Annotated in this window: 27 protein-coding genes, 10 pseudogenes and 1 riboswitch; of the genes and pseudogenes, 36 read left to right on the top strand and 1 reads right to left on the bottom strand. The window is 32.0% G+C overall.

Annotated features, from left to right (window positions below):
* Nucleotides 1-164: 164 nt before the first annotated feature.
* Both groES and groL read left to right on the top strand, forming a co-directional pair.
* Nucleotides 165-448: pseudogene (groES, locus tag PL321_RS02075) on the top strand (co-chaperone GroES).
* Between the two features lie 20 nt (nucleotides 449-468).
* Nucleotides 469-2,094, top strand: a complete 1,626-nt coding sequence (groL, locus tag PL321_RS02070; protein WP_073249484.1) for a chaperonin GroEL — start codon at nucleotides 469-471, stop codon at nucleotides 2,092-2,094.
* Nucleotides 2,095-2,172: 78 nt separating this feature from the next.
* Here the strand turns inward: groL and PL321_RS02065 are convergent.
* Nucleotides 2,173-3,392 (bottom strand): annotated as a pseudogene (locus PL321_RS02065) (NupC/NupG family nucleoside CNT transporter).
* A 229-nt stretch (nucleotides 3,393-3,621) separates the two neighbouring features.
* Between PL321_RS02065 and larE the strand changes: the two are divergent.
* The 34 genes and pseudogenes from larE (at nucleotide 3,622) to guaA (ending at nucleotide 26,564) form a co-directional block, all read left to right on the top strand.
* Nucleotides 3,622-4,435, top strand: a pseudogene (larE, locus tag PL321_RS02060) (ATP-dependent sacrificial sulfur transferase LarE).
* Nucleotides 4,428-5,189 carry a nickel pincer cofactor biosynthesis protein LarB gene (gene larB, locus PL321_RS02055; RefSeq protein ID WP_273963293.1) on the top strand — a complete coding sequence of 254 codons (762 nt, stop codon included), beginning with the start codon at nucleotides 4,428-4,430 and terminating at the stop codon, nucleotides 5,187-5,189. The pseudogene larE and the gene larB overlap by 8 nt, the downstream one beginning before the upstream one ends.
* Before the next feature lie 2 nt (nucleotides 5,190-5,191).
* Nucleotides 5,192-6,331 (top strand): annotated as a pseudogene (gene larC / locus PL321_RS02050) (nickel pincer cofactor biosynthesis protein LarC).
* A 163-nt stretch (nucleotides 6,332-6,494) separates the two neighbouring features.
* Nucleotides 6,495-6,617: a hypothetical protein gene (locus tag PL321_RS02045; protein WP_273963292.1), complete on the top strand. Its 123-nt coding sequence runs from the start codon at nucleotides 6,495-6,497 to the stop codon at nucleotides 6,615-6,617.
* Nucleotides 6,614-6,856: a hypothetical protein gene (locus tag PL321_RS02040; RefSeq protein ID WP_337961033.1), complete on the top strand. Its 243-nt coding sequence runs from the start codon at nucleotides 6,614-6,616 to the stop codon at nucleotides 6,854-6,856. The genes PL321_RS02045 and PL321_RS02040 overlap by 4 nt, the downstream gene beginning before the upstream one ends.
* Before the next feature lie 49 nt (nucleotides 6,857-6,905).
* Nucleotides 6,906-7,115: a histidine kinase gene (locus tag PL321_RS02035; protein WP_273963291.1), complete on the top strand. Its 210-nt coding sequence runs from the start codon at nucleotides 6,906-6,908 to the stop codon at nucleotides 7,113-7,115.
* Between the two features lie 104 nt (nucleotides 7,116-7,219).
* A complete protein-coding gene (locus PL321_RS02030) occupies nucleotides 7,220-7,615 on the top strand; it encodes a sensor histidine kinase (RefSeq protein ID WP_273963290.1) in 396 nt (131 codons plus the stop codon).
* A gap of 34 nt (nucleotides 7,616-7,649) precedes the next feature.
* Nucleotides 7,650-7,859, top strand: coding sequence for a response regulator transcription factor (locus tag PL321_RS02025; protein ID WP_273963289.1), 210 nt, complete (start codon nucleotides 7,650-7,652; stop codon nucleotides 7,857-7,859).
* Nucleotides 7,860-8,087: 228 nt separating this feature from the next.
* Nucleotides 8,088-8,321 (top strand): response regulator transcription factor, encoded by a 234-nt coding sequence (locus PL321_RS02020; protein ID WP_273964343.1) that lies wholly within the window; start codon nucleotides 8,088-8,090, stop codon nucleotides 8,319-8,321.
* 104 nt (nucleotides 8,322-8,425) lie between these two features.
* On the top strand, nucleotides 8,426-8,596 hold the full coding sequence (locus PL321_RS02015) for a Flp family type IVb pilin (RefSeq protein ID WP_273964342.1): 171 nt from the start codon (nucleotides 8,426-8,428) through the stop codon (nucleotides 8,594-8,596).
* Nucleotides 8,597-8,702: 106 nt separating this feature from the next.
* Complete coding sequence (locus tag PL321_RS02010) at nucleotides 8,703-9,116, top strand: TadE family protein (protein WP_273963288.1); 414 nt, start codon at nucleotides 8,703-8,705, stop codon at nucleotides 9,114-9,116.
* A 10-nt stretch (nucleotides 9,117-9,126) separates the two neighbouring features.
* On the top strand, nucleotides 9,127-9,450 hold the full coding sequence (locus PL321_RS02005) for a TadE/TadG family type IV pilus assembly protein (protein ID WP_273963287.1): 324 nt from the start codon (nucleotides 9,127-9,129) through the stop codon (nucleotides 9,448-9,450).
* Nucleotides 9,398-10,009, top strand: a complete 612-nt coding sequence (locus tag PL321_RS02000; protein WP_273963285.1) for a hypothetical protein — start codon at nucleotides 9,398-9,400, stop codon at nucleotides 10,007-10,009. Before PL321_RS02005 ends, PL321_RS02000 begins: the two co-directional genes overlap by 53 nt.
* A 9-nt stretch (nucleotides 10,010-10,018) precedes the next feature.
* Nucleotides 10,019-10,486, top strand: a complete 468-nt coding sequence (gene cpaB, locus PL321_RS01995) for a Flp pilus assembly protein CpaB (protein WP_273963284.1) — start codon at nucleotides 10,019-10,021, stop codon at nucleotides 10,484-10,486.
* A 23-nt stretch (nucleotides 10,487-10,509) separates the two neighbouring features.
* Nucleotides 10,510-10,638 carry a hypothetical protein gene (locus PL321_RS01990; protein WP_273963283.1) on the top strand — a complete coding sequence of 43 codons (129 nt, stop codon included), beginning with the start codon at nucleotides 10,510-10,512 and terminating at the stop codon, nucleotides 10,636-10,638.
* Nucleotides 10,639-10,926: 288 nt separating this feature from the next.
* Complete coding sequence (locus PL321_RS01985; protein ID WP_273963282.1) at nucleotides 10,927-11,634, top strand: response regulator; 708 nt, start codon at nucleotides 10,927-10,929, stop codon at nucleotides 11,632-11,634.
* 294 nt (nucleotides 11,635-11,928) lie between these two features.
* On the top strand, nucleotides 11,929-12,063 hold the full coding sequence (locus tag PL321_RS01980) for a hypothetical protein (protein ID WP_273963281.1): 135 nt from the start codon (nucleotides 11,929-11,931) through the stop codon (nucleotides 12,061-12,063).
* Between the two features lie 15 nt (nucleotides 12,064-12,078).
* A pseudogene (locus PL321_RS01975) lies at nucleotides 12,079-13,402 on the top strand (CpaF family protein).
* Nucleotides 13,403-13,418: 16 nt separating this feature from the next.
* Nucleotides 13,419-13,925, top strand: coding sequence for a type II secretion system F family protein (locus PL321_RS01970; RefSeq protein WP_273963280.1), 507 nt, complete (start codon nucleotides 13,419-13,421; stop codon nucleotides 13,923-13,925).
* On the top strand, nucleotides 13,898-14,353 hold the full coding sequence (locus PL321_RS01965; RefSeq protein WP_337961032.1) for a type II secretion system F family protein: 456 nt from the start codon (nucleotides 13,898-13,900) through the stop codon (nucleotides 14,351-14,353). The genes PL321_RS01970 and PL321_RS01965 overlap by 28 nt, the downstream gene beginning before the upstream one ends.
* Before the next feature lie 406 nt (nucleotides 14,354-14,759).
* A complete protein-coding gene (locus tag PL321_RS01960) occupies nucleotides 14,760-15,278 on the top strand; it encodes a type II secretion system F family protein (RefSeq protein WP_273963279.1) in 519 nt (172 codons plus the stop codon).
* A gap of 417 nt (nucleotides 15,279-15,695) precedes the next feature.
* Nucleotides 15,696-16,361, top strand: coding sequence for a hypothetical protein (locus PL321_RS01950; RefSeq protein WP_273963278.1), 666 nt, complete (start codon nucleotides 15,696-15,698; stop codon nucleotides 16,359-16,361).
* Nucleotides 16,362-16,740: 379 nt separating this feature from the next.
* Nucleotides 16,741-16,866, top strand: coding sequence for a hypothetical protein (locus tag PL321_RS01945; RefSeq protein ID WP_273963277.1), 126 nt, complete (start codon nucleotides 16,741-16,743; stop codon nucleotides 16,864-16,866).
* A gap of 148 nt (nucleotides 16,867-17,014) precedes the next feature.
* Entirely contained in the window at nucleotides 17,015-18,436 is a 1,422-nt protein-coding gene (locus PL321_RS01940; RefSeq protein WP_273963275.1) for a cell division FtsA domain-containing protein, read from the top strand.
* A gap of 548 nt (nucleotides 18,437-18,984) precedes the next feature.
* Nucleotides 18,985-19,607, top strand: a pseudogene (locus tag PL321_RS01935) (DUF975 family protein).
* A 155-nt stretch (nucleotides 19,608-19,762) separates the two neighbouring features.
* Complete coding sequence (locus PL321_RS01930; protein ID WP_273963274.1) at nucleotides 19,763-20,191, top strand: hypothetical protein; 429 nt, start codon at nucleotides 19,763-19,765, stop codon at nucleotides 20,189-20,191.
* Nucleotides 20,170-20,496, top strand: a complete 327-nt coding sequence (locus PL321_RS01925; RefSeq protein ID WP_273963273.1) for a hypothetical protein — start codon at nucleotides 20,170-20,172, stop codon at nucleotides 20,494-20,496. The genes PL321_RS01930 and PL321_RS01925 overlap by 22 nt, the downstream gene beginning before the upstream one ends.
* A gap of 2 nt (nucleotides 20,497-20,498) precedes the next feature.
* The gene (locus PL321_RS01920) at nucleotides 20,499-20,759 is read left to right on the top strand and encodes a hypothetical protein (RefSeq protein ID WP_273963272.1); all 261 of its coding nucleotides are present in this window, start codon (nucleotides 20,499-20,501) and stop codon (nucleotides 20,757-20,759) included.
* The gene (locus tag PL321_RS01915; RefSeq protein WP_273963271.1) at nucleotides 20,705-20,932 is read left to right on the top strand and encodes a hypothetical protein; all 228 of its coding nucleotides are present in this window, start codon (nucleotides 20,705-20,707) and stop codon (nucleotides 20,930-20,932) included. The genes PL321_RS01920 and PL321_RS01915 overlap by 55 nt, the downstream gene beginning before the upstream one ends.
* A 229-nt stretch (nucleotides 20,933-21,161) precedes the next feature.
* Nucleotides 21,162-21,263 (top strand): annotated as a pseudogene (locus PL321_RS01910) (IS200/IS605 family transposase); the annotation flags it as partial.
* Nucleotides 21,264-21,315: 52 nt separating this feature from the next.
* A pseudogene (gene tnpB, locus PL321_RS01905) lies at nucleotides 21,316-22,382 on the top strand (IS200/IS605 family element RNA-guided endonuclease TnpB).
* Nucleotides 22,383-22,674: 292 nt separating this feature from the next.
* Nucleotides 22,675-23,232 (top strand): Uma2 family endonuclease, encoded by a 558-nt coding sequence (locus PL321_RS01900; RefSeq protein WP_273963270.1) that lies wholly within the window; start codon nucleotides 22,675-22,677, stop codon nucleotides 23,230-23,232.
* Between the two features lie 151 nt (nucleotides 23,233-23,383).
* Nucleotides 23,384-23,483: riboswitch (purine riboswitch) on the top strand.
* Between the two features lie 88 nt (nucleotides 23,484-23,571).
* Nucleotides 23,572-25,024, top strand: a pseudogene (guaB, locus tag PL321_RS01895) (IMP dehydrogenase).
* A gap of 9 nt (nucleotides 25,025-25,033) precedes the next feature.
* A pseudogene (gene guaA / locus PL321_RS01890) lies at nucleotides 25,034-26,564 on the top strand (glutamine-hydrolyzing GMP synthase).
* Nucleotides 26,565-26,628 lie beyond the last annotated feature (64 nt).

Below are 26,628 nucleotides of genomic sequence, written 5' to 3'. Positions count from 1 at the left end.
AGATAATATGGAATACACAAAGATTTAGCTAATATTTACAGAGTTGATTATAAAATAAAAAATATTTAATATTATAAGTGTGATTAGCACTCAAACATAGTGAGTGCTAACAAGTAAAGATAACAATAAAATTTACATAAAATATAGTCTAAGGAGGGGTTAGAATGAATCTTAGACCACTTGGTGACAGAGTAGTAATCAAAAGATTGAAGCTGAAGAAACAACTAAGAGTGGAATTGTTCTTCCAGGTTCAGCAAAGGAAAAGCCACAAATGGCAGAAGTTATAGCAGTAGGACCAGGGGGATATGTTGACGGCAAAGAAGTAAAGATGGAAGTAAAAGTAGGAGATAAGGTAATATTCTCAAAATATGCAGGAAACGAAGTTAAGATTGATGGTGTTGAATACACAATCCTAAGACAAGATGATATCCTTGCAATAGTAGAATAATATAGAAGGGGTAGAGACATATGGCAAAGGAAATTATGTTCGGTGAAGAAGCAAGACGTGCAATGCAAAGAGGTGTTGATAAGCTTGCTAACACTGTTAAAATAACACTTGGACCAAAGGGAAGAAACGTTGTTCTTGATAAGAAGTTTGGTGCACCACTTATAACTAACGATGGTGTATCAATAGCAAGAGAAATTGAATTAGAAGATCCATATGAAAATATGGGTGCTCAACTTGTTAAGGAAGTTGCAACAAAGACAAACGATGTTGCGGGTGATGGTACTACAACTGCAACACTACTTGCACAAGCTATAATAAGAGAAGGTTTAAAGAACGTTACAGCTGGTGCAAATCCAATGTTAGTTAGAACTGGTATAAAGAAGGCTGTTGACGTTGCTGTTGACGAAATAAAGAAGATATCAAAGCAAGTTAATGGTAAGGAAGATATAGCAAGAGTTGCTTCAATATCAGCTGCTGACGAAGAAATCGGTCAACTTATAGCTGATGCTATGGAAAAAGTTGGTAACGAAGGAGTTATCACTGTAGAAGAATCAAAGACAATGGGAACAGAACTTGAAGTTGTTGAAGGAATGCAATTTGATAGAGGATATATCAGCCCATATATGGTAACAGATGCTGAAAAGATGGAAGCTGTTTTAGATGATCCATTCATATTAATAACAGATAAGAAGATATCAAATATTCAAGATATTCTTCCAGTTCTTGAACAAATAGTTCAACAAGGAAGAAAGCTACTTATCATAGCTGAAGATGTTGAAGGTGAAGCACTTGCAACACTTGTTGTTAACAAGCTAAGAGGAACATTCACTTGTGTTGCTGTTAAAGCTCCAGGCTTTGGTGACAGAAGAAAGGAAATGCTTCAAGACATTGCTATCCTAACAGGTGGTCAAGTAATTTCAGAAGAACTTGGAAGAGACCTAAAGGAAGCAGACATTACAATGCTTGGACGTGCTGAAAGAGTTAAGATTACTAAGGAAAACACTACTATCGTAAACGGTAGAGGAGATAAAGAAGAAATCAAGGCAAGAGTAGCACAAATAAGAGCTCAAATCGAAGAAACTACTTCAGACTTCGATAGAGAAAAGCTTCAAGAAAGACTTGCAAAGCTTGCAGGTGGAGTTGCAGTAATCAAGGTTGGTGCTGCTACAGAAACAGAACTTAAGGAAAAGAAGCTAAGAATAGAAGACGCTCTAAATGCTACAAAGGCTGCTGTAGAAGAAGGTATAGTACCAGGTGGTGGTACAGCATACATCAATGTAATTCCAGCAGTAGCAGAGCTTGCTGAAAAGGAAACTGAACAAGACGTTAAGGTTGGTATAAGCATAGTTAAGAGAGCACTTGAAGAACCAGTTAGACAAATAGCTGAAAACGCTGGATTTGACGGTGCAGTTGTAGTAGAAAGAGTTAAGGCTTCAGATAAGGGTGTAGGATTTGACGCTCTACACGAAAGATACATCAATATGATTGAAAATGGAATAGTTGACCCAACTAAGGTTACAAGATCAGCACTTCAAAACGCTGCATCAGTTGCTTCAACATTCCTAACAACAGAAGCTGTAGTTGCTGAGCTTCCAGAAAAGGAAAAAGCTCCAGCAATGCCAGGCGGAATGCCAGATATGTATTAATAATAAAAAATGGATTGCCATTTGGCAATCCATTTTTTATATCATTCTTAAATAAAGGATTGCATTTAAGCAATCCTTTTATATTAGTAATCCTGCTATTGCAGCGTTTAAAAGTCCAACAAGTGTTCCACCAATTAGAGCTCTAACTCCAAGCTTTGCTATATCAGAACGTTTATTTGGTGCAATTCCACCAATTCCTCCAATTTGAATTACTATTGAACCTATATTTGCAAAACCACAAAGAGCGTAAGTTAAAAGAGTTATTGTTCTCTTGTCAAGTGCTCCTGCTTTTACAAGTTCAGCAAGATTTGCAAAGGCTATAAATTCGTTAATAACTATCTTTTGACCTATTAAGCTACCTGCTTGTATTATATCCTTAAATGGTACACCTATTACAAATGTTATTGGTGCAAATAGTCTTCCTAATATCCATTCAAGACTTAAATAATTTATACCTACAAGTAGACCTAACTTAGTAATAATATAGTTTATTAGTGCAATTAATGAAACGAAGGCTATCAGCATAGCACCAACACCAAGGCTAAGCTGTAATCCTTCAGCAGCACCACGTGCAGCTGCATCTATAACATTTGCATCCATCTTCTCAAATGTCATAGCAACTTCGCCCTTTGTTTTTGGTTCTTCTGTCTCAGGAATCATAATCTTTGATATCATAAGACTGGCTGGTGCAGCCATAAGGCTTGCTGCAATTAGGTGTCCTGCATCCATACCCATTGCTATATATCCTGCCATAACACCACCTGCAACTGTTGCCATTCCACCAACCATTATAGTAAGAAGCTCTGAACGAGTCATATCGTTTACGTATGGTTTTATTAACAGTGGTGCTTCTGTTTGACCAAGGAATATATTTGCAGTATTTGATAGTGATTCAGCACCTGAAGTTCCAAGCAGCTTTAGCATTATTTTAGCTAAAAATGAAACAACAGCCTGCATTACTCCAAGATAATAAAGTACACTCATTAGTGCTGAAAAGAATATTATAGTTGGAAGAATTTGCAGTGCAAATACAACACCAAATTTGCTTGAATCAACTAAGCTTCCGAATAAGAAGGAGGTACCTTCAGTTGTAAATCCAAGAAGTTTTGTAACTCCTCTACTTAAAACATCAAATATCTTTTGACCTGTTGGCCACTTTAAAACTATAAGAGCAAATACGATTTGGATAGTAAGACCCTTAGCAACTAAGATCCAATTTACTTTTTCTTGTTCTCGGATAGTAAAAATGCAATACCAATAAGAACAATGACCCCGATTAAACTCATTAATTTTTCCATACGTATCTCCTTTCTTGTTTTATTAAAACGACAAATTATAATTTAATACAGAATTCGACAAATTTCAATACATATATAAATAGTTATAAATTTAAAAGTGTTTTTAATTATTACGCAAAATAAACAAATGAAATAATTTTTATGGTAAATTTAAGTCATATATTAAGTAGATGAATATATTTTTATTTTATAGTATAATTTAAGAAGAAGGTTTTGAAGAGGTGAAGGTATGATATTGCAAAATAAATTAGATAGGTTAAAAGAAATTTTAAATGATATGGGAAGTGTTATGATAGCCTTTTCTGGAGGTGTTGATAGTACATTTTTGTTAAAAGTAGCAAAGGATGTATTAGAAGATAGGGTGGTTGCAGCAACTGCCGTATCATATATTTACCCCTCTTGGGAACTAAAAGAAGCATCAGAATTTGCAAGAAAAATAGGTGTGGAATACGTAAATATAAAGGTTGATCCTATAAAAGAAGTAGAGGGTTTTAAAAACAATCCACAGGATAGATGCTATATCTGCAAAAACATATATTTTCAAGTCTGTGTGATTATGCAAAGGATATGGGAATAAATTATGTTTGTGATGGAACAAACTATGATGATTTGTTTGAATATAGACCGGGCAAAAGGGCACTTGAGGAGCTTGGTGTAAAAAGTCCCCTTTTAGAGGCTGAATTAACAAAGGAAGAAATAAGAGAACTATCAAGGATTATGGGTTTAAAAACCCACGATAAACCCTCTTATGCCTGTCTTGCTACAAGAATACCCTATGGTGATACAATAACTAAAGATAAATTAATTATGATAGATAGGGCAGAGGTGTATTTGATTAAAAAGGATTTAAACAGGTAAGAGTTCGATGTCATAACAACTTAGCAAGAATTGAAGTTGATGCAAAGGATATGGATAAAATATTCGATAAACAACTAATTAGGGATATAAATATATATTTTAAGGAGATAGGATTTAAATTTGTAACCCTTGATTTATCAGGATATAAAAGAGGAAGCTATGATGGGGAGGTAAGTAATGCATAAGGAGGATATTATTACACTACTTGAAGGATATAAAAATGGAGAGGTTAATTTAGATGAAGCTTTAAGAAAGTTAATTAATCTTCCGTATAAGGACTTAGATTTTGCAAAACTTGATTATCACAGAGGGATTAGAGTAGGGTACCCTGAAGTTATATACTGTGAAGGCAAGGAGCTTGAACATTTAAAAAGAATTGTTGAAGATATGCTTAAACAAGATAGAAACATACTTGCTACAAGAGTTAGTAAAGAAGCCTATAACGCTATTTTGGAGGTAACAGATAATCTTGTTTATAGTGAAGTGGCAAGGGTTTGTGTAATTAATCCAAAAGAAATAGAAAAAATAGGGCTTGTTGCGGTTGTGACAGGAGGAACAGCAGATATAAAGGTTGCAGAGGAGGCTGCAATAACATTAGAGACCTTTGGAAATAATGTAGATAGAATATATGATGTTGGTGTTGCAGGAATACATAGGCTATTTAATAATCTTGAAAGAATAAGAAGAGCAAATGTTGTAGTTGCAGTAGCAGGAATGGAGGGAGCACTTGCTTCGGTTGTTGCAGGTCTTGTTGATGTTCCTGTTATTGCGGTTCCAACCAGTGTAGGATATGGTGCAAATTTTAATGGTCTTTCAGCACTTTTAACAATGCTAAATTCCTGTGCAGCAGGTGTTTCAGTTGTAAACATTGATAATGGATTTGGGGCAGGATATATAGCATCTACAATAAACAAAAGAGTAGCAAAGGGAGTTGAGTAATTTTGAGAATACTATATTTTGATTGTTTTTCTGGAATAAGTGGAGATATGGCGGTTGCTTCGCTTTTAGATCTTGGTGTTTCCAAGGAGTACCTATTAAACGAACTAAAAAATTAAATATAGATGAGGAGTATAAAATAGAGATAAGTAGAGTAAAAAGGGCAGGAATTGATGCAACAAGGTTTGATGTTATACTAACAGAACATAGACATCACTCAAGAAACCTTTTTGATATAGAGGGGATTATAGACAAAAGCGAATTAAACAAATCAGTAAAGGAACTTTCAAAAAAATATTTAAGATAGTGGCAGAGGCAGAGGCTAAGGTTCACGGAGAAAAGTTATATGATGTTCATTTTCACGAAGTTGGGGCAACGGATTCAATAGTAGATATTGTAGCCTTTTCTATATGCCTTGACTATTTAAAAATAGATAAGATTATATCCTCTTATATTAATACAGGGAGAGGATTTGTAAAATGTGAACACGGAATACTTCCAGTCCCAGCTCCAGCTACAGCAGAGATACTAAAAGGGGTACCTATGTATTCGGATGAGAGGGAGCTTGAACTTACAACTCCAACAGGTGCTGCCATAATAAAGGCTGTTTCAGACGAATTTAAAATGGAGTGTCCTATTGTAATAAAGTCTGTTGGTTATGGTGCAGGCAAAGGGAAACAGAAAAACCAAATGTATTAAGAGTAATTTTGTCAGATGATAATCAGGATGAGATTTTTTAGTTCAAGCCAACATAGATGATATGACAGGTGAAATGTATGGATATTTAATGGATAAACTTTTAGAGGCAGGGGCAAAGGATGTATACTACACTCCAATCTATATGAAAAAAATAGACCTGCTGTAGTATTGAATGTGATTGTTTCTAAATCTATTGAAGATAAGATTTTAGATATTATATTTACAGAATCTACAACAATTGGAGTTAGAAAAATTAAATTAGATAGGGTGGAGTTAGAAAGAGAGACAAAAACAATATCAACGGATTATGGAGATATTAAGGTTAAAGTTTCAAAATATAAAGATAGAATAGTAAATATTAAAGCGGAATATGAGGATTTAAAAGGATTGCAGTAGAGAATAATGTACCTATAAAAAATGTAGAAAAAATAATTAGAACAATATGAAGGAATAAGTGTACCTAACTTAAAAAGGTACACTTATTTTGTTTTTGAGGAATAATAATTATAGAGGTTTGTTAACAATTTTTATCATAAAATATATTGATTGCAAATTAAATAAAAATTATAATTAAATTAAAATATTAATTTAAAAAAGTGAGTGGTTTTAATGAGGAAGACCAACAAAGATTTGAAGGAAATAAACAACATAATTAAAAAGGTTATAGACGAGATAATGTCAAGCAAGGAAATGATAGTAAATATAATAGATAATATAAAAAAGAGCAGATAGATTTATTAGTTGAAATAACTAAGATAAAGCAGGATATTGAAAGGGTTATAAAAGAAGTTGATGACCTTGAGGAAATGGATAAAAGGATGAGACAAAAATTAGCTGAAGTTTCAAGTAAATTTGATAAATATACAGAGAAGGATATTAAAGAAGTATATGATAAGACGTATGAAGTAAGACTTCAGCTTATGACTAAAAGAAATGAAGAAAAACTTTTAAGGGAAAAAGAAATAGATTAGAACTTCAACTTAAAAATATTGAGGAAAATATTAACAATGCCCAAAAATAATGAGCCAAATAAGTGTTGCATTAAAATATCTTGAAGGAGAGGTAATATCAAATATAGGTTTTGAGGATAAAGAGTCGGAGATGATGGTTGGTATTAAGATACTTGAGGCACAAGAGTATGAAAGAAAAAGGATTGCAAGGGATATACACGATGGACCAGCCCAATATGTTGCATCAGCTGTAATGCGAATTGATTTTACTAAAAGGTAATAGAGAAGGATATAGAGAAGGGATTAAATGAACTTGCAGAACTTAAGGATGTTCTAAAAACAGCACTCAAAGAGATTAGGTCTATAATATTTGATTTAAGACCAATGTCCCTTGATGATTTAGGATTAATACAGACAATACAGGACTATGTAAAAACAATAAAGGAAGAAACCAATATAGATATTGAATTAAAATTAAAACCAATAAAAGATGAAGTAGAAAATATAATTCAAGTTGCAGTGTATAGAATAGTTCAAGAAATACTAAATAATATAAAGAAACATTCAAAGGCAAAAAAGGTTGAAATCAAATTAGACTATGGACTTAAATATCTATTGCTGATTGTATCCGATGATGGAATTGGATTTGATATAGAAGAAACTTTAAACAGAGTAAAGCAACAAGGAACTAATTATGGGCTGCTGGGTATAATGGAAAGGGTAAATCAGCTACAGGGCGAGATAGAAATTGCATCAAAAAGGAATGGGAACAAAATTTAAAATTAAACTTCCTATAAATAGGGGGTACTAAAGGATGAAGATTAAAATAGTTATTGCAGATGACCATACACTTATTAGGGAAGGACTTGAAAAGATAATTAGTTTAGAAGAGAATATGCAAGTTATATTTAAGGCAAAGGATGGCAAGGAAGCATTAACATTTATTCAAAACAATAAAGTAGATATAGCTCTTTTAGATATAAATATGCCGAATTTAAGTGGGCTTGATGTATTGAAAAAATAAAAGAGGATAATATTGATATAAAAACAATAATATTGACAGTAGAGAGTGATAAAAAACCTTATTTGAGGCAATAGATATAGGTGCAGATGGATATATACTAAAGGATTCAGCAGCCAATGAAATAGTAGATGCAATAAAAACAGTTTATAGTGGTGAAAAATATATAGATAAATCACTTGTTTCAGTAGTGTTTAGTGGTATTAAGTCAAGGGAAAACAAAAAAGCAGCATTTTCGATAGTTTATCAAAACGTGAAGTTGAAGTTTTACTAAGGATTTCTCAGGGCTATAGCAACAAAGAAATTGGAGAGCAGCTGTTTTTATCGGAGAAAACAGTAAAAAACTATGCAACGAATATTTTTGACAAGCTTAATGTAAAGGATAGGGTACAGGCAGCTATTGTTGCAATTGAGAATAATATAGAGGAGTATTATAAAAGGGACTTTAGTCCCTATTTTTTATGACTATAGAAATTAAATATAAGGACTTAGAATTCTACTTATAACTGATATATTTTTTATAATAAAAGTATCAAATAACAAATCGAAAAGCAAAATTTTAAGGAGGTATTAAAAATGATAAGAAATCTAATGTCATTGATGATTTCAAAGAAAAAGGACAAGGTATGGTAGAATATGCACTGTTAGTAGCTCTTATTGCAATAGTAGTAATTGGATCGCTTGTACTATTAGGACCAGCAATTGCAGCAAAATTTAACGAAATAATGAATAATCTATAATAATATGCACTGTAAGATAGTATTTTATAAGGGATATTTAAAGTATTTATGACATGGACAAAGGTGGGGTAAAGAAGCTGCTAAATGTCCATGTCATTTTATTAACTTGAAAAGTAAAGCCAAAAGAGGCGATGGTGATGAGAAAAAGAAAAAAGGACAAGCACTTATAGAATTTACAATAATACTTCCTATACTTCTTTTGATAATAATGGGAATTGCTGAGTTTGGAATTATGCTAAACTCATATCTAACCATTCAAAATGCATCAAGGGAAGGGGCAAGGCAGGGAATAATGGGAGCAAATGATTATGAAATTTATAACGTGGTGTTAGATAGTTTAGAAAATCTTGATGAAACAAAAGTAAATTTAACTATTACTCCAAGTGATACAAACAGAAAATCAGGGGATGAACTTAAGATAAAGATAGAATATCAATATGATTTAATAATACCCATAATAAAAAATATATTAGGAGGCAGTGTAATTTTAAAGGGAGAGACCTCTATGAGGGTTGAATGAGGGTGAGTGTATGAAGAAGAAGGGAAATGCAGCTATTTTTGTAGTCTTAATATTTTCGATTTTAATTTCCTTTGCTGCGTATGTGATTGATGTTGGACTTGTTTATGCAGAAAGGATAAAACTTGAAAATGCAGTAGATTCAGCAGCGTTAGCAGCTGCTTTAGAGCTTCCAAATAAGCCACAATCTGCATTTGAAATTGCAAGTGAGTATCTTGAGAAAAACGGTGTTGATGAAGAAAATGCAAATATAGTAATAGCTCAAAACAATAAGAGTATAGAGGTTGAAGCACAAAAGCAGGTTAATCATTTTTGCAAAGATATTTGGGGTAAATAAAAGCAGTGTTAGAGCCAAATCAAAGGCTATATTAGGGCCTGCTAAAAGTATAAAGGGAGGGGTTAGACCCTTTGGTGTTGTAGCATATGATTTTTCCTTTGGTGATTTAGTTACCTTAAAGGAAGAATCAGGAGATGGATATAAGGGTAACTATAATGTTTTAGCAATAGGTGGGCAGGGTTCAAATGTTTTTTATATAAATGCAATGTATGGATATGATGGTGTTATAAGTGTAGGGGATCTGTTAGATACAGAACCAGGTAATATGGCTGGTGTTGTAAATGATTTGAAGAACTATATAAATTCAGAGAACAGCACCTTTGAAAATTTTCAAAGGGATTCTGTAAGACTATGGACTATACCACTTGTAAACACAATGGAGGTAAATGGTAGAAAAATGGTGTTGGTAGTAGGTTTTGCTCAATTTTATGTTGAGGATATTGAGAAAAAATCAGGAAAGGCTGAGATACAAGGAAGATTTATAAAATATGTCACCAATGCAGACATAGATATGAGTCTTGAAGATACTGGATTATATGGTGTCAAGCTTTCAAGGTAGGTGATAAAGATGAATTCTATGGCTAAGAGATTGCTTTTTATTTCACTTATACTATCTATATTAATTACAGCTATTGCATACGTGTATTTAAATAAATTAAATACTCCTAATAAAGTGGAGGAATACACAAATGTCATAATTGCAGCAACTAACATACCAAAGGGTACATTAATAGATAGAAAAATGCTTAAGGAACTAAAGCTTCCAAAGGATAGTGTTCAACAAGGATACATTAAGGATTATACATTAGTGGTTGGTAAAATTACAAAAGAAAACATATTAAAGGATGAGATTATAATTATTGATAAGTTGCAAACTGAGAAAATAAACGAATTAAGTTTTATTATAGATGAAAATCATAGAGCAGTTTCAGTTAATGTGACGGGGGATACAGGAGTTTCGTATCTTTTAAAACCTGGGGATTATGTTGATATAATAGTTTCTTTATCTGAAAAAAAGAGAATGGTAGGGTTATAAGGCAAGATATAGCAAAGGTTATTTTGCAAAATGTTCAGGTACTTGCTGTTGATAGAAATTTAACTCGTGAAAACAATCCAAAGGATGATGGAAAAATTCCAGCAAGGTTTTTGTTACACTATCAGTTCCTGCACAGGATGTTGAAAAGTTAGTTCTTGCAGAAGATATAGGAAAAATTAAGCTATCATTAAGACCAGTTAGAAGTAACGAAACAATAAATACAAAGGGTACTATCGAAAAAGATTTTTTTATCAACTGAAGAAAAGTATGTTTACTACAAAGTAAAAAAGGAGATACACTTAGAAATATAAGTAGAGCCTTTTATGGACATCCAGATAATTACGACCTGTTAAAGGAAATAAACAATATTAAAAACGAAAACGTGATAATACCTGGTATGATTATTAAAGTTCCTGTTTCAAAGTAATAGGAGTGATAATATGGAAAAGATAAAAATATTAATAGCTGACGATGTAAAAGAGACAAGGGATATAGTTAGAAAAATAGTTGAATTTGAGGATGATTTTGAGTTAGTTGGAGAAGCAGAGGATGGAAAAGAAGTAATAGATCTTATATCTAAGGTAAAACCAGACGTTATTTTAATGGATATAAATATGCCTGTATTAAATGGGCTTGAGGCTACGGAGAAGATTACAGAATTATATCCTAATGTAATTGTAATAATAATGTCTGTTCAGGCAGAGAGTGAATATTTAAAAAAGGCAATGTTTTATGGTGCTAAGGAATATATAATAAAACCATTTAGTTACGAAACTTTAGTTGAAACAATTAAGATAACTTATCAAAGGTATAAAAACCTTCAATCAAAAGGTGAAGTGGTAAATGAAATAAGAGAAGGTAAAATAGTCACATTTTTTAGTTCAAAGGGTGGGGTTGGAAAAACTACCCTTGCAGTTAATTATTCAATTGAGATGAGTAAAAATAAAAGGGTATTATTAATGGATTTAGATTTAATGTTTGGAGATATTTCAATATTTGTCGATGGCGTAAATTACAAAACAATACTTGATGCAATAGATGATGAACAATTAGATTCATATTCAAGTTTAAAACCCTATTTTTTCAGCTACAACAAAAACTTGGATATACTATTTGGACCTAAAAACCAGAGGCTGCAGAATATATAGGAAAGGAAACTATAGAAAAGATTATTAATATAGTAAAAAGATATTACGACCTTATAGTTATTGATACTGGTGTTAACTTTAGTGACTCTACACTTTTTATACTGGATAATTCGGACTATATATTGTTTATATCAAATCTTGATATTGCATCACTTAAAAATACTAAACTTGGATTATCAGTTATGAAGTCTCTTGGTTATGATAATAAAAAGTTAAGATAGTTATAAACAAGTATAATACAGAGTACGGGGTAGGCAAAAAGAGGCAGAAGATGTTTTTAAAGAGAGTATATTTATGCTAATTCCAGAGGATGAAAAAACAGTAATAAATTCAATAAATTCAGGAAGACCATTTATAGGTAATACAAAGTTTATTAAGAATAAATTAGAAAAATCAATAGAAACGCTTTGTAAAACGTTAGAACTATAATAAAGGGGGCAGGGTATGTCTCTTATTAAAAGATTAGAAGAAAAAAATGTTGATAAAAGGCAGAGTAAAGTTGAAAAGAAGTGGATCCATATATTAATTTAAAGGCAAAAATACAAAACAAGGTTATAGAAGAATTAGATATAGACTTTAAGGATATATCAGATGACAATGAGGAACTAAAACAAAGAATTAATGCAATATTAATAAGATGTATTGAGGAAGAATCTCTTAATCTTACAAACCAGCAAAAGAAAAAGATTAAAGAGGAATTGTTGGATGAAATAATAGGGTTTGGACCTATTACACAGTTTTTGAAGGATTCAAGTGTTACAGAAATTATGGTAAATGGACCAAATAAAATATATGTAGAAAGAAATGGAAAATTAACTCTTACAGATGCAAAATTTAAAAATGATGATCACGTTATGCACGTTATAAAGAAGATTGTATCGCCTCTTGGTAGAAGAATAGATGAAGGTTCACCTATGGTTGATGCAAGACTTCCTAATGGTTCAAGAGTTAACGCAATTATTCCACCTCTTGCAATAGATGGACCTTCAATTACTATAAGAAAGTTTTCAGAGGATCCCTTTACGGTTGAGGATTTAGTTAGATTTGGAACCTTTACATCAAAGATGGCTGAGTTTTTAAGATATTGTGTTGAGGGAAGGCTAAACATTGTTGTATCTGGAGGAACAGGTAGTGGAAAAACAACAACATTAAATGTTTTATCTTCTTTTATTCCAAATGAAGAAAGAATAATTACAATTGAGGATGCTGCAGAACTACAATTGTCACAGGAACACGTTGTAAGGCTTGAGACAAGACCAGCCAATTTAGAGGGAAAAGGTGAAATAACCATAAGAGATTTAGTTAAAAACAGTTTAAGAATGAGACCGGATAGAATAGTTGTAGGTGAGGTAAGATCGGGAGAAGCTCTTGATATGCTTCAGGCAATGAATACAGGCCACGATGGTTCTCTTACGACAGGTCACGCCAACTCACCAAGGGATATGCTCTCAAGACTTGAGACAATGGTTTTAATGTCCGGTATGAATCTACCAGTTAGGGCAATTAGAGATCAAATTGCTTCTGCGATAGATTTAATAATACAACAATCAAGGCTTATGGACGGTAGTAGAAAGATAACTCATATTACAGAAGTTCAAGGGATGGAGGGGATGTAATAATACTTCAGGATATTTTTAGATTTGAGCAAAAGGGATTAGACAACAAGGGAAAGGTTAAGGGAGATTTTGTTTTTACAGGAGTCATGCCCAAGTTTATTCAAAAGCTAAGGGAAAAGGGAATAAACATCCCGCAAGAAATATTTATGTGATATGGATGTGGTTAGTATGGTTTTAATTATTTTTATGATTTTTATAATATCTTTATCATTTTTCTTAGGAATATTTATGCTTTTATTTTCAAGGCCAAAGGTTGTAGATAAGCTTAAGTATTTTGATGAAGGATATGAAATATATCAAGCTGCTGAAAAGAAGGAAAAGAGAAATATCTTAAGGACTTTTTCAAAGATAATACCAAATTTCAAATTCAATAGTGGTATAAGGAGAAAACAGGAAATAGAACTGCTAAGAGCGGATATACCATTAACATACAATGAACTTTTAGTAATAAAGTCAATTTTATCTTTAGTGGGTTCTCTATTTGTATATTTAATATCGAGGGATTTAGTACTTTGTTTTATAGTTTTAGTAGTTTTATATAAGATGCCTAATATCATTATTACGTCTAAAAAGAAGAAGAGGATTAAGGAATTTGATGAACAGCTTACAGAAGCGATTATTATAATATCAAATTCACTTAAGGCGGGATATTCCTTTTACAGGCAATTGCAGTAGTTAGTGAACAAATAAAGGATCCCTTAGGAAAGGAGTTTAAAAGGCTATTAAAGGAAATGAGTTTGGGATTGCCTGATGTTGAAGCTTTTAAAAATCTTCAAAACAGAATTGAATCGGAGGACTTAAATATACTTATTAATGCAATATTGATTCAAAAGGATATAGGAGGTAATCTTTCCGAAATACTTGATAATATATCAGAAACTATAAGGGAAAGACAAAAGATAAAAAATGAGTTAAAGACTCTAACTGCACAGGGAAGACTGACAGGTATGATAATCTCAATGCTTCCTGTGTTTTTAGGTGGAGTAATTTATATATTTAATAAAGAATATATTATGCTTCTTCTTACTACAAAAATAGGGATTGGAATGCTTATATTTTCTTTATTAAGTGAGCTTGCGGGACTATTTATCATAAAAAGGTAATAAGCATTGAGATTTGAGGTGATACGTATGCTTATTATACTAATAGCGATGATATTTTTATTTGTTTTTTCTCTTTTTCAACAATCCTTTTATACATCTACAAGTCGAAAATATGCCTTCAAGATAGATTAAAAAATATAAAAGAGGAAATAGAATTAGGTGAAGTAGAAAATACGCCTTTTTAGAAAGGGCTGTATTACCTATATATAATTGGGTTTCTGAATTTTTATGAGATTTACTCAAGCAACAAAATAAATAAGCTTGGGAAAAGATTAGAGGAGGCAGGATATTCAAAAGGTTCTTTAGAAAAATGGGTGTTTAATAAAACAGCAACAATACTAATCGTATTTTTTCTACATTTATTGTATTTAATTTTGGCTTAAAAAATCAGTTCAAATCAATTTTAATGGCTCTTTTATTTTGTATCCTAACAAGTTTTTTATTTAATTTTAGTATTTCAAGAAAAATAACCATAAGAAAAAGAAACATATTAAGGGATTTACCCTATGTTTTAGATTTAATAACTGTAAGTGTTGAAGCGGGCTTATCCTTTGATGGTGCTATAGCAAAGGTTATTGAAAACATAGAAGGAGATTTGAGTGATGAATTTGCAAAGACATTAAAGGAAATAAGAATGGGTATTCAAAGAAAAGTAGCCTTAAAGAACTTAAGTGATAGATGTAATGTTAAGGAGTTATCTATGTTTGTTACATCATTAATTCAGGCCGATGAACTTGGTGTTAGTTTAGGAAAAGTATTGAGAATAGAGTCTGCAAACTTAAGGGAACAGAGAAAACAAAGAGCAAGGGAGAGTGCAATGAAGGCACCCATAAAAATGTTGTTTCCTCTTGTATTTTTCATTTTCCCAACTATATTTATTATAATTTTAGGACCAGCAATTATTAAAATGTATAACTTCTTTTAAGGTAACGAAAGTCAACTATCTAAAAGTCGGTATTTAAAGGTGATTATATGCAAAAGCTGTTTTATAATAATAAAAAATATGTAATGTATATATAGCGGATAGCTTTAAAGATAGGCTATTTGGATATATGTTTAGAAAAAATCACATTATGAGGCAATATTATTTAAACCCTGTAATAGCATTCATACATTTTTTATGAAGTTCAATATAGATGTAATATTTTTAAATAAAGATATGAAGGTTATAAAAAGATAGAATCATTAGGGAGGAGAAAAGTTGTATATGTTAAGGATGCCTTCTTTGTTATAGAGGCAAAGGAGGGAACTTTTAGAGAAATTAGTGTAGGAGAGATAATTTATTTTGGATAAAAGTTTTTATAATATAATTTCTGTGAATACAAAAGTTGGGGTGAAATAAATGCTTAATGAGAGACAAAGGAATTTTAGAAAACAAATAAAAGAGCTTGAGAAAGAAGGGTTGATAGAGAAAAGAAAACAAGGAAGTAGAAGAAATTATTCATTATTAGGTGTAGTTCTATTAATGTGGAATATATTTGCTATTTATACATGGATAAGACCTCTGTTTGTATCTAAAGTTACAAAAGTAGCACCTGTTAGTAACTTGGGTTATAGAATGATTAAGGGAGAATATAATCAAGAAAAAATTGCTAATTACATTATAAACCATAAAAAAATTATAGAATTGAAGAAAGAAAATATGGAGTTAATTAAACAATATCTTGATGGGAATATTAAATTAGATGAAAATAATATAAAAGCTAATTTAGCAGAGATGGTAACCATATCTAAATCCAATATAGTAACAGTTGATGATTTGAAATATTTAGATGAGCTTATAAATCAAGATATTTTAAACCATTCCAACTTAGTAAACTATCTTTTGGAAAATAAAAAGTTAAAATCAAAATCATATGATTTAATAAATTACTATATTAATAATTCAAACGATCTAAATTTGAAAATTAGAACTGAAATAATAAATGTATTTAAAAACAATAATATTGACTATTCAATTGATCCAGAAACAAATGAGATTAGGTTTACTTATAAAATCATAAGATAATCCCTCTTGTATTAAGGGGGATTTTTTATACTGCTCTTGAACGATCGTTTGACACTACTGCATATATGTTACCGACACTGATTTCTTAGAATTTTAATGATAAAAAATCAATTTCAAAATCATACCAATTATTTGTTATGTATATTATTTTGCTCAAGTTTCTTCCTCATCAAGTCTATAAAAATGCCTGTCGCTAAAAAAATTGAAAATATAACATATTCTATGTGATCGTAAAATGTATAAATATATAAAATATAATAGTATTTTGTCTATAATATATGTATAATTTAAATTGGGGGATAGTAAGTGCCACCCAGGTGAAAGGTGAAATTACCATAATATTCAAATTAAGATTATTAAAAATCTAAGAGGTGGTTACGTGGAGAATATAAAGTTTGCGTTGGATATAGGTACAAGAACGGTAATAGGTGTTGCATATACATATCAAAATGAAAAAGTTAATATTGTGGATGAAGAGATAATAGAGCATAAAAAAGAGCAATGATGGATGGACAAGTGCACGATATACAGGCAGTATCTGATGTTGCCCTTGAGGTTAAAAAAGAATAGAAGAACGACAAGGGGTTGAATTTAAAAAGGTATCAATTGCTGCAGCGGGCAGAATACTAAAAACCACAAGGTCAAGAGCAGAAATGTCTCTAAAGGAAGGAATAATAATAGATAGTGGAATAATAAGTACTTTAGAGATGGAGGCATTGTCTAATGCGTATTCAATGGTTGATATAGGAGATGGTGAAGAAGTATTTTATTGTGTTGGATATAGCGTAATAAATTACTACCTAAATGATTATATTATAACTTCTCTTGAGGGGCATAAGGGGAAGAAGGTGGCGGTTGAGATTCTTGCAACTTTTCTTCCTCAATCGGTTGTTGATAGTCTGTACTCTGTAATTAAAAATATTGGACTTGAGGTAGAAGGTTTAACCCTTGAACCTATAGCCGCAATGAATGCTGTTATACCAAAAGAATTAAGGCTTTTAAATTTAGCTTTAGTTGATATTGGAGCTGGAACATCTGATATTGCAATAACAAAGGATGGAACTGTTGTTGCCTATGGTATGGTTCCCTTTGCTGGAGATGAAATAACAGAGGCTATTTGTCATCATCTTGTGGTAGATTTTAATACTGCAGAGGAGATAAAAATTGCTCTTGATACTAAGAAAAAGACATATAAATATACCGATGTTTTGGGGAATAAAAAGACGGTAAAGTTAGATGAAATTAAAAAGGCAATTAGTCCGATGGTGGGAAAACTTGCTGAACTTATCTCAGAAAAAATAATTGAGTTAAATGGAAGAGCACCAAATGCTGTGTTTTTAGTTGGAGGAGGAAGTCAGGTTGGCAGCTTACCAGAAGAAGTTGCCAAAAGACTTAACTTACCTAAGGATAGAGTTGCAGTCAGGGGGATTGAGGCAATAAAAAATGTAATATATGAGGGTAAAAAGCTTAATGGACCTGACTGTGTGACTCCAATTGGAATAGCAATTAATTCGATAAATACAACAAACAGTTTTATAACAGTTAAGGTAAATGAAAAGGAAGTTAAGCTATATAATTCTGGTAAACAGAAAATAGCAAATGCATTTTCTCTTTTAGGTATAAAGCCAGAGCAGTTGTTTGGACAATCAGGCAGGGGAATTACAGTTAAAATAAATGGACAGGAAAAGAAATTTTTAGGAGAAACTGCAAAGCCTGCAATGATATTTAAAAATGGTGAAGTTGCTACACTCCTTGATACTGTGGAGGATGGGGATAAAATAGTAATTAATTTTGCGGCAGATGGACGAGATGCAATGGTTTATTTGAAGGATATTTTAAAGGATAATCAGACAGCAAAGGTTAATGGAAGAGATGAAGATAGGAATTATCTTCTTAAAGATGGAGATGAAGTTATAATCTTAGAGGGAAACACACAAGGATGCCTTGAGAAGGATATAACAGTTATAGTTAATGAGGAACCAATTAAGCTTCCTTTTAAACAAGAAGGATATATATATGTAGATATATTTAACTATATAGATGTAGATGTAAAAATGCAAAATCAGTTAAATTGATGCTTAATGGAAAAGAAGCCTCCTTTACAGATAAGATAAATAATGGAGATATTATAGAGATTGAGTGTAGATAAGGTTTAAAATATACCTATCACATATAGTTTGATAGGTGAGGCTGTTGAAAAAGCTATAATATGCTTAGCCCCTTGAAGGATTTCTTTGGCATTCCTTCATTTCACTAAGCAAGTCTAAGTTTTTCTTTGTTTGAAAAAGTCCTACCCTCGCGATGCCCTCGTCCTTGAGGGCCGCTCGGCTCGGCACATCGTGTGCTGAATTTAGGACTATTTCAAAGTCTAAAACTGCACTTGCTTAAGCTTATGAAGTATGCCAATTTGAAATCCTTTGAAGGGGCAATTTCATAAACAGATCACCTTTTATGTTTGTCAACAAGCTGATATAAATGATTTGTTGCAAATAAAATTACTATGTATTTATGGTTAGCATTATAAAATATAGTTAGAAACAATTGTAATGTTTTGTCGAAAATATTGAATATTTGTATTTAATACATTATAATGTAAAACAAATATTTAACAAGGAGGTTTTTTATGAACGTTAATTATTCACTAATCAAAGGTAATGCTGAGTTAAGGTTTGACGCAAGACAGAGCCTAAAGGGTAACTGGGGTATGGCAATACTTGTATGTTTCCTTGGTTCCTTATTAACAGGTATTCCAGGAGCAGTACCATACTTAGGATGGCTAATTGGTATTCTTATAGGTGGTCCTTTTGCATTAGGTTTTGCAAGCTGTTTTTTAAGACTCGTAAGAAAGGAATCATTAGAACTTGAAAATTTATTTGATGGATTTAAGAATTTTACAAAAGCCTTTTTAGCCCAATTATTAATAACTATATTTTGTTTTTTATGGTCATTATTGTTGATTATACCTGGAATTATAGCAGCATATAGTTATTCAATGTCTTTTATATACTTAAAGATAATCCCGAAATAGGTGCAATGGAAGCTATAAAGAGAAGTAAGCAAATGATGAGAGGATTTAAAGGAAAGTTATTTTTACTTCACCTTAGTTTCATAGGATGGGGATTGTTATGTATTTTAACAATTGGTATTGGATTCTTATGGTTAGTTCCATATGTGAGAACGGCAGAAGCCCACTTCTATGAAAATTTAAAACAAGCATATGAGGTTCAAAACGTAATAACATATTAATGATAAAAGGTGACTTTGTATTAAAATTACAAGGTCACCTTTTATGATTAAAAATTATATACAAGATAAGATGTTTTTGAAGGAATATTAAAGTTTTTTTCGAATATAAAATACAGAAAGAATTATTTAAAATTATTTTATGGGTGGGGATAAGTATGTGTGATACATTGATTGCATTAAGCAATTCAACTAAAAGTGGCTCTGTTATATTTGGTAAAAACAGCGATAGAGAAAAGGAAGAGCCTCATATAATAATAAAAACTCCAAGAAGAAAACATAGTAAGGGTGATACGGTAAGATGTACTTATATAGAAATTCCACAGGCAGAGGAAACCTATGAATGCATTTTGTTTAAGCCATCCTGGATTTTTGGTGCAGAGATGGGGGTTAACGAATATGGAGTTGTTATAGGCAATGAAGCTGTATTTACAAAAGAAAAGCAAGGTCCTCCAGCACTTTTGGGTATGGATATTCTAAGGCTTTCCCTTGAAAGAAGTAAAACAGCAATTGAAGCTCTTGGATACATAGTATATTTTGTAAAAACCTATGGGCAGGGTGGAAAATGCGGTTATACAAAAATCTAAAATACCACAACAGCTATATAGTAGCTGATTTTAATTCTGCCTATAAAATCGAAACAGCAGATAAAATATGGGCGATAAAGAAAATAGAAGATGTAGACAGTATATCTAATTCCTTAAGCATAACTAATGACTATGATATGTTAAGTAGTGACGTTGATGATAATTTTGTTTATAGAAAGATATTAGGTAGAGATAATTTTAACTTTAAGGATAGATATGAAAATAAAATCATTTCAAGAGTAGCACAGGGTGATTTTAGGAGAAATATAACCTATAATTTCTTAAAGAGTAAAAGGGGAGTTTAACAGTGGATGATTTTATAAATATACTTAGACATCACGAAGGGGAAGAAGGTAACAGAATAAATGGTTCAATGAAAAATATATGTATGCACGAGGGAAGTTTAATATCCAGTGAAACAACAGGAAGTATGGTTGTAGAACTTAAAGATGGTGATATAAACATATGGGCAACAGGTTCATCATTACCTTGTCTTTCAACCTACAAGCCTATGTGGTTTGTAGAAAGCAATGTATTTTTAAAGAAGAAGATACAGATAAAGCAGTAGAGTATTGGAAAAAACAAAGAGAAAAAATTAAAGAGGTTGAGGAAGGAAGAAAAGATAGAGAAATTTATATAAAAAATAGAGATGAGATAGAGAAACAGCTAAAGGAGTTATCAGCTACAGCAAAAACAGAAAAAGAAAAGATAGAAGTTATGAAATTTGCGTGGACATCCTAAAGTGCCACCCAGGTGAATGTGAAATTAACAATAAAAGGAAATGGTTTTATGAATTGAATGACAAATAATAAATAGCTTATCTTACACAGACCTTAATGGTAAGATAAGCTATTTTAACCTAATTAATGACAAAAGTCGCCCACTTCTATAAGTGGGTGATGAATGTCAGTTAACAAATTCATCGTTCAGATGTAAAATAAGCATTAGAAAAATGAGGTTATATAGATACATAGATTTAGATAATAATGATCATTCAGTGTTCTTGCTATATTATCATCTTGTTTTAGTAATGAGATATAGAAGAAAAGTTATTGATGATAATATAGTAGATAACTAATGAAGTAGTCAAAAAATATATATACCTAAGGGAAGGAGGTGTAGCTTTGTTAAAAGCCTATAAATATAGAATATATCCAACAAAAGAACAAAAGGAATATTTATCTAAAGTATTTGGTTGTGTGAGATTTATATACAACAAAATGCTTAACGATAAGATAGAACATTACAAACAAACTGGAAAAATGCTTAAAACAACTCCTGCACAATATAAAAAGAATATCCTTTTCTAAAAGAAGTAGATAGTCTTGCTCTTGCTAATGCACAGATAAATTTAGAGAAGGCATATAAAAACTTTTTAGAGACAAAAATGTAGGTTTCCCAAAATTCAAGAAGAAAAGAGGATATCAATCTTTTACAACAAACAACCAAAAAGGCACAGTAGCACTTATAGATGGGTATCTAAAAATACCAAAGTTAAAGACTATGATAAAAGTAAAACAGCATAGATTATTTGAAGGTGAAATAAAATCAGTAACAATATCAAAGACACCAACAGGTAAATACTATGTTTCAATACTTGTAGAAACAGAGATAAAGAAACTGCCTAAAGTAGATAACAAAGTAGGAATAGATTTAGGCTTAAAGGATTTTTAGTATTATCAAATGGAACAAAGATAGAAAATCCAAAATGGTTAAGAAGAACAGAAAAGAGAATAAAGAAACTCCAAAGAGATTTATGCAGGAAACAAAAATATAGCAAAAACTATGAAAAAACAAGGTTACACCTTGCAAAACTATATGAAAAAATAGCAAATCAAAGAAAAGACTTTCTTCATAAGGTATCTTCTAAAATTATAAACGAAAACCAAGTTATAGTTTTAGAGGACTTAAAAGTAAAGAATATGCAACAAAATCATAAGTTAGCAAAAGCAATTTTAGAAGTTAGTTGGTCAGAATTCAGAAGAATATTAGAATATAAAGCAAAATGGTATGGAAGAGAAGTAATAATAGCACCGCAAAACTATGCATCAAGTCAAATATGTTCAGAGTGTGGATATAAAAATTCTGATGTAAAGAATTTAGCATTAAGAGAATGGAAATGTCCAATTTGTGGTGCTAATCACGATAGAGATATAAATGCGTCAAAAACTTGCTAAAATTAGCTATGTAGATGGTAAAATTGGGGATGGAACAGCCCTTTGAGTGTGGGTAATCTGGTAGCAGAAGCTATCTTGACCACGAAGCCACCACCTCTATAGGTGGGGGTAGTTCACGTGAATTTGATAATGAGATGGATTTGGTTGATAAAGTAGTAGTTTCTATTTATATTAAGTAATAATCGAAAAAAGTTATAATATAAATTCTATAATTTTCTATATACAATATATCTAATTTTTATTTTTCTTTTATATAAGTATTATATATGTTATACTTAATTATTATAATGGTTATGAGGTGGTTTTATGGGGTTACCACAAAGGAAAAAGTATACATATGAAGAGTTTTTAGAAATAACCAAAGATGAAAAGTACGCAGAATTTATAAATGGGGAGATATTTTTACACGCTACACCTACATTAATACATCAACACGTTGTAGGAAGATTGTATGCAAAATTCCTTGAATATTTTGATAAAACTCAAAATGGGTGTATGCCTTTTATTGCACCTTTTGATATAATCTTTGAAAATGAAAATGAAACTAATAAAGTTCAACCAGATATTTTTGTATTATGTGGTGAAAAACCTATGAATAAAAACAGCTTTAAAGGCGTTCCGGCACTTGTTGTTGAGGTTTTGTCTCCATCTAATTCCAGTTATGATTATGTTAAGAAAATGGATTTATACTCAAGATTTGGAGTAGAGGAATATTGGATTGTATCACCTTCTAATAAAACAGTAGAAATTTTCTCATTAACAAGTGAAGGGGTTTATGGAGAACCAGTTATTTATTTTGCAAATAATATAAAATCAAGTATTTTTGAGGGGTTATCAATCGAATTAGACAGTTTATTTAAATAAAAAGTTGTGGTTTATAATAGGTATAAAGCAGATAATTCTGATTTTTAAAATGCTTTGCGTAACTTTATTTAACATAAAATTCCATAATTTATCTGTATGGCACTTTTTAACTTGACAAACCACTTTAAAACCTATATAATACTCTAAAATAAATAAAGAATACATGCCTACTCATATAATCCCGATAATATGGTTCGGGAGTCTCTACCGGGGGCCGTAAACCTCCGACTATGAGTGAGGTTGCTTTGCGTATGCATATTGCACTTCACTCATTCTTTTTGGGGAGCAATATGCTTTTTGTTTCCCCTAAGGGCATGTTGAAGGGGAGGAGGATTCTTAATGAAAATTTTAAAACAAGCCTACACATTTGATGATGTTTTATTGGTTCCACAAAAGTCAGATGTATTACCTAAAGATGTAGAGGTTTCAACATATCTTACTAAAAAATAAAATTAAACATTCCTCTTATGAGTGCTGGTATGGATACAGTTACAGAATCTAAAATGGCAATAGCAATGGCACAGTGAGGGTGGAATAGGTATAATACACAAAAACATGCCTATAGAAGAACAAGCCTTAGAGGTAGATAAGGTAAAAAGGTCAGAACACGGAGTAATAACAGATCCCTTCTATTTATCTCCAGAACATACAATAGAAGATGCAGATAGACTAATGGGAAGATATAGGATATCAGGTGTTCCAATAGTTGAAGGTGGAAAATTAGTTGGAATAATTACAAACAGAGACATAAGATTTGAAAAGGACTATTCAAGAAGAATTGCAGAAGTTATGACAAAGGATAACCTAATAACAGCACCTGTTGGAACAAGTTTAAAGGAAGCAGAGGAAATACTAAGACGCCACAAAATAGAAAAGCTGCCACTTGTTGATGAAAACTATGCCCTAAAGGGACTAATAACTATAAAAGACATTGAAAAGGCAGTAAAATTCCCAAACTCAGCAAAGGATGAAAAGGGAAGACTTTTAGTTGGTGCAGCAGTTGGAGTAACTTTAGATACAATGGACAGAGTAAAGGCCCTTTATGAGGCAGGAGTTGATGTAATAGTTGTAGATACTGCCCACGGTCATTCCAAGGGAGTATTAGATACAGTATATAAAATAAAGGAGACTTATCCTTCTTTACAGGTAATAGGAGGTAACGTTGCAACTCAAGAAGCAACGAGGGATTTAATACTTGCCGGTGCAGATTGTGTAAAGGTTGGAATAGGTCCAGGTTCAATCTGTACAACAAGAGTTGTTGCAGGGGTTGGTGTACCACAACTTACAGCAGTAATGGATTGTGCAGAAGAGGCAGATAAGTATGGAATTCCAATTATTGCAGATGGTGGTATAAAGTATTCAGGAGATGTAGTAAAGGCTCTTGCAGCAGGTGCATCTGTTGTTATGATGGGTTCACTTCTTGCAGGATGTGAAGAGAGTCCAGGAGAAGAGGAAATTTATCAGGGAAGAAGGTTTAAGGTGTATAGAGGTATGGGTTCTATTGCCGCAATGCAAAAGGAAGTAAGGATAGATATTTCCAAGATGGCAATAAAAGCTTGTTCCAGAGGGAGTAGAAGGAAGAGTAGCCTATAAAGGTCCTGTTTCAGACACCCTTTATCAGTTAGTTGGAGGATTAAGAGCTGGTATGGGATATTGTGGAGCAAGAAATCTTAATGAGCTAAAGGAAAAGGCTGTATTTGTTGTTCAAACATCAGCAGGGTTAAGGGAAAGTCACCCACACGATATATACATTACAAAGGAAGCACCAAATTACACAACAGATGCAAGATAGGAGGATTTTATGAATAGAGAGCTTGTTCTTATAATAGATTTTGGAGGGCAGTACAATCAGCTAATTGCAAGACGTGTTAGAGAATGTGGAGTTTATTGCGAAATAGTTCCATATTCAATATCAATTGAAGATATAAAGGAAAAACGCCCAAGTGCAATAATTTTTACAGGTGGACCAAACAGCGTCTACGAAGAAGGTGCACCAAGACTTCACAAAGAAATATTTGAACTTAATATACCTATCTTAGGAATATGCTATGGTATGCAGCTTACAGCTTATATACTTGGTGGAGAAGTTAAAAGGGCAGATAAAAGGGAATATGGTAATACAAATGTCGTTGTAGATAATAAAAATAATTTGTTTTTAAATGTTCCAAAGGAAAGTATAATGTGGATGAGCCATACAGACTATGTGGCAGAACTTCCAGAAGGTTTTGTAAATATAGCCTATACAGAATCCTGTATAAATGCAGCAATGGCAAATGTTGAAAAGAAGATATATGGAGTTCAGTTTCATCCAGAGGTTAAACATTCCCAATATGGTTTTGAGGTTATTAAAAACTTTTTATTCAACGTGTGTAACCTAAAGGGAGATTGGACAATGTCCTCCTTTATAGATGATAAGATAGAGGAAATAAAAAGGACAGTGGGAGATAATAAGGCAATATGTGCCTTATCTGGTGGAGTTGATTCTTCGGTTGCGGCACTCTTGGTTCATAGAGCAATAGGGAAAAATTTAACTTGTATATTTGTTGACCACGGCCTTTTAAGAAAGGGCGAGGCAGAGGAAGTCTATTCAACCTTTAAAGAAAAGTTTGATATGAACTTAATTATGGTTGATGCTAAAGATAGATTTTTAGGAAAGCTTAAAGGAGTTAGTGATCCTGAGAAAAAAGAAAGATAATAGGCGAGGAGTTTATAAGGGTGTTTGAGGATGAAGCAAAAAGATTGAGGGAGCAGAGTTTTTAGTTCAGGGTACAATCTATCCTGATGTTGTTGAAAGTGGTACAGGTACATCAGCGGTAATAAAGAGCCATCATAATGTAGGTGGGCTTCCAGAGGATATTACATTTAAATTAGTAGAACCCTTAAGAGAACTATTTAAAGATGAAGTTCGTGAAGTTGGAAGAAAGCTTGGACTTGCTGAGGAATTAGTTTCAAGACAGCCATTCCCAGGTCCAGGTTTTGCAATAAGGGTTTTAGGTGAGGTTACAGAGGATAAGCTTAATATTTTAAAAGAGGCAGATTATATTGTAAGGGACGAAATTAAAAAGGCAGGTCTTGATAAGGAAATATGGCAATATTTTGCTGTTCTTCCTGATGTAAAAAGTGTTGGTGTGATGGGGGATGAAAGAACATATTCACATTTAATTGCCATAAGAGCTGTGGAAAGTGTGGATGGAATGACATCCGATTGGTTTAAGGTTCCTTATGAAGTATTAGATAAAATTTCTCGAAGGATTGTAAATGAAGTAAAGGGTGTAAATAGGATTGTATATGATATAACAAGTAAACCACCAGCAACAATTGAATGGGAATAATTTAAAAGCCATATCACGTATAAAATGTGATATGGCTTTTAAAATACATTTATAGAATATCTCT

The organism is Caloramator sp. mosi_1, from assembly GCF_028622835.1.
Lineage (GTDB): Bacteria > Bacillota > Clostridia > Clostridiales > Caloramatoraceae > Thermobrachium.
Note: the sequence above shows the minus strand (reverse complement) of the source record. Positions and strands in the feature narration are given on the sequence as shown.

Coding starts and splice junctions, on each gene's coding strand:
- groL (WP_073249484.1), top strand. CDS start 469: ATGGCAAAGGAAATTATGTTCGGTGAAGAAGCAAGACGTGCAATGCAA.
- larB (WP_273963293.1), top strand. CDS start 4,428: ATGCATAAGGAGGATATTATTACACTACTTGAAGGATATAAAAATGGA.
- PL321_RS02045 (WP_273963292.1), top strand. CDS start 6,495: ATGAGGAAGACCAACAAAGATTTGAAGGAAATAAACAACATAATTAAA.
- PL321_RS02035 (WP_273963291.1), top strand. CDS start 6,906: ATGAGCCAAATAAGTGTTGCATTAAAATATCTTGAAGGAGAGGTAATA.
- PL321_RS02030 (WP_273963290.1), top strand. CDS start 7,220: ATGTCCCTTGATGATTTAGGATTAATACAGACAATACAGGACTATGTA.
- PL321_RS02025 (WP_273963289.1), top strand. CDS start 7,650: ATGAAGATTAAAATAGTTATTGCAGATGACCATACACTTATTAGGGAA.
- PL321_RS02005 (WP_273963287.1), top strand. CDS start 9,127: ATGAAGAAGAAGGGAAATGCAGCTATTTTTGTAGTCTTAATATTTTCG.
- cpaB (WP_273963284.1), top strand. CDS start 10,019: ATGAATTCTATGGCTAAGAGATTGCTTTTTATTTCACTTATACTATCT.
- PL321_RS01985 (WP_273963282.1), top strand. CDS start 10,927: ATGGAAAAGATAAAAATATTAATAGCTGACGATGTAAAAGAGACAAGG.
- PL321_RS01980 (WP_273963281.1), top strand. CDS start 11,929: ATGCTAATTCCAGAGGATGAAAAAACAGTAATAAATTCAATAAATTCA.
- PL321_RS01970 (WP_273963280.1), top strand. CDS start 13,419: ATGGTTTTAATTATTTTTATGATTTTTATAATATCTTTATCATTTTTC.
- PL321_RS01960 (WP_273963279.1), top strand. CDS start 14,760: ATGGCTCTTTTATTTTGTATCCTAACAAGTTTTTTATTTAATTTTAGT.
- PL321_RS01950 (WP_273963278.1), top strand. CDS start 15,696: ATGCTTAATGAGAGACAAAGGAATTTTAGAAAACAAATAAAAGAGCTT.
- PL321_RS01940 (WP_273963275.1), top strand. CDS start 17,015: ATGTCTCTAAAGGAAGGAATAATAATAGATAGTGGAATAATAAGTACT.
- PL321_RS01930 (WP_273963274.1), top strand. CDS start 19,763: ATGTGTGATACATTGATTGCATTAAGCAATTCAACTAAAAGTGGCTCT.
- PL321_RS01925 (WP_273963273.1), top strand. CDS start 20,170: ATGCGGTTATACAAAAATCTAAAATACCACAACAGCTATATAGTAGCT.
- PL321_RS01900 (WP_273963270.1), top strand. CDS start 22,675: ATGGGGTTACCACAAAGGAAAAAGTATACATATGAAGAGTTTTTAGAA.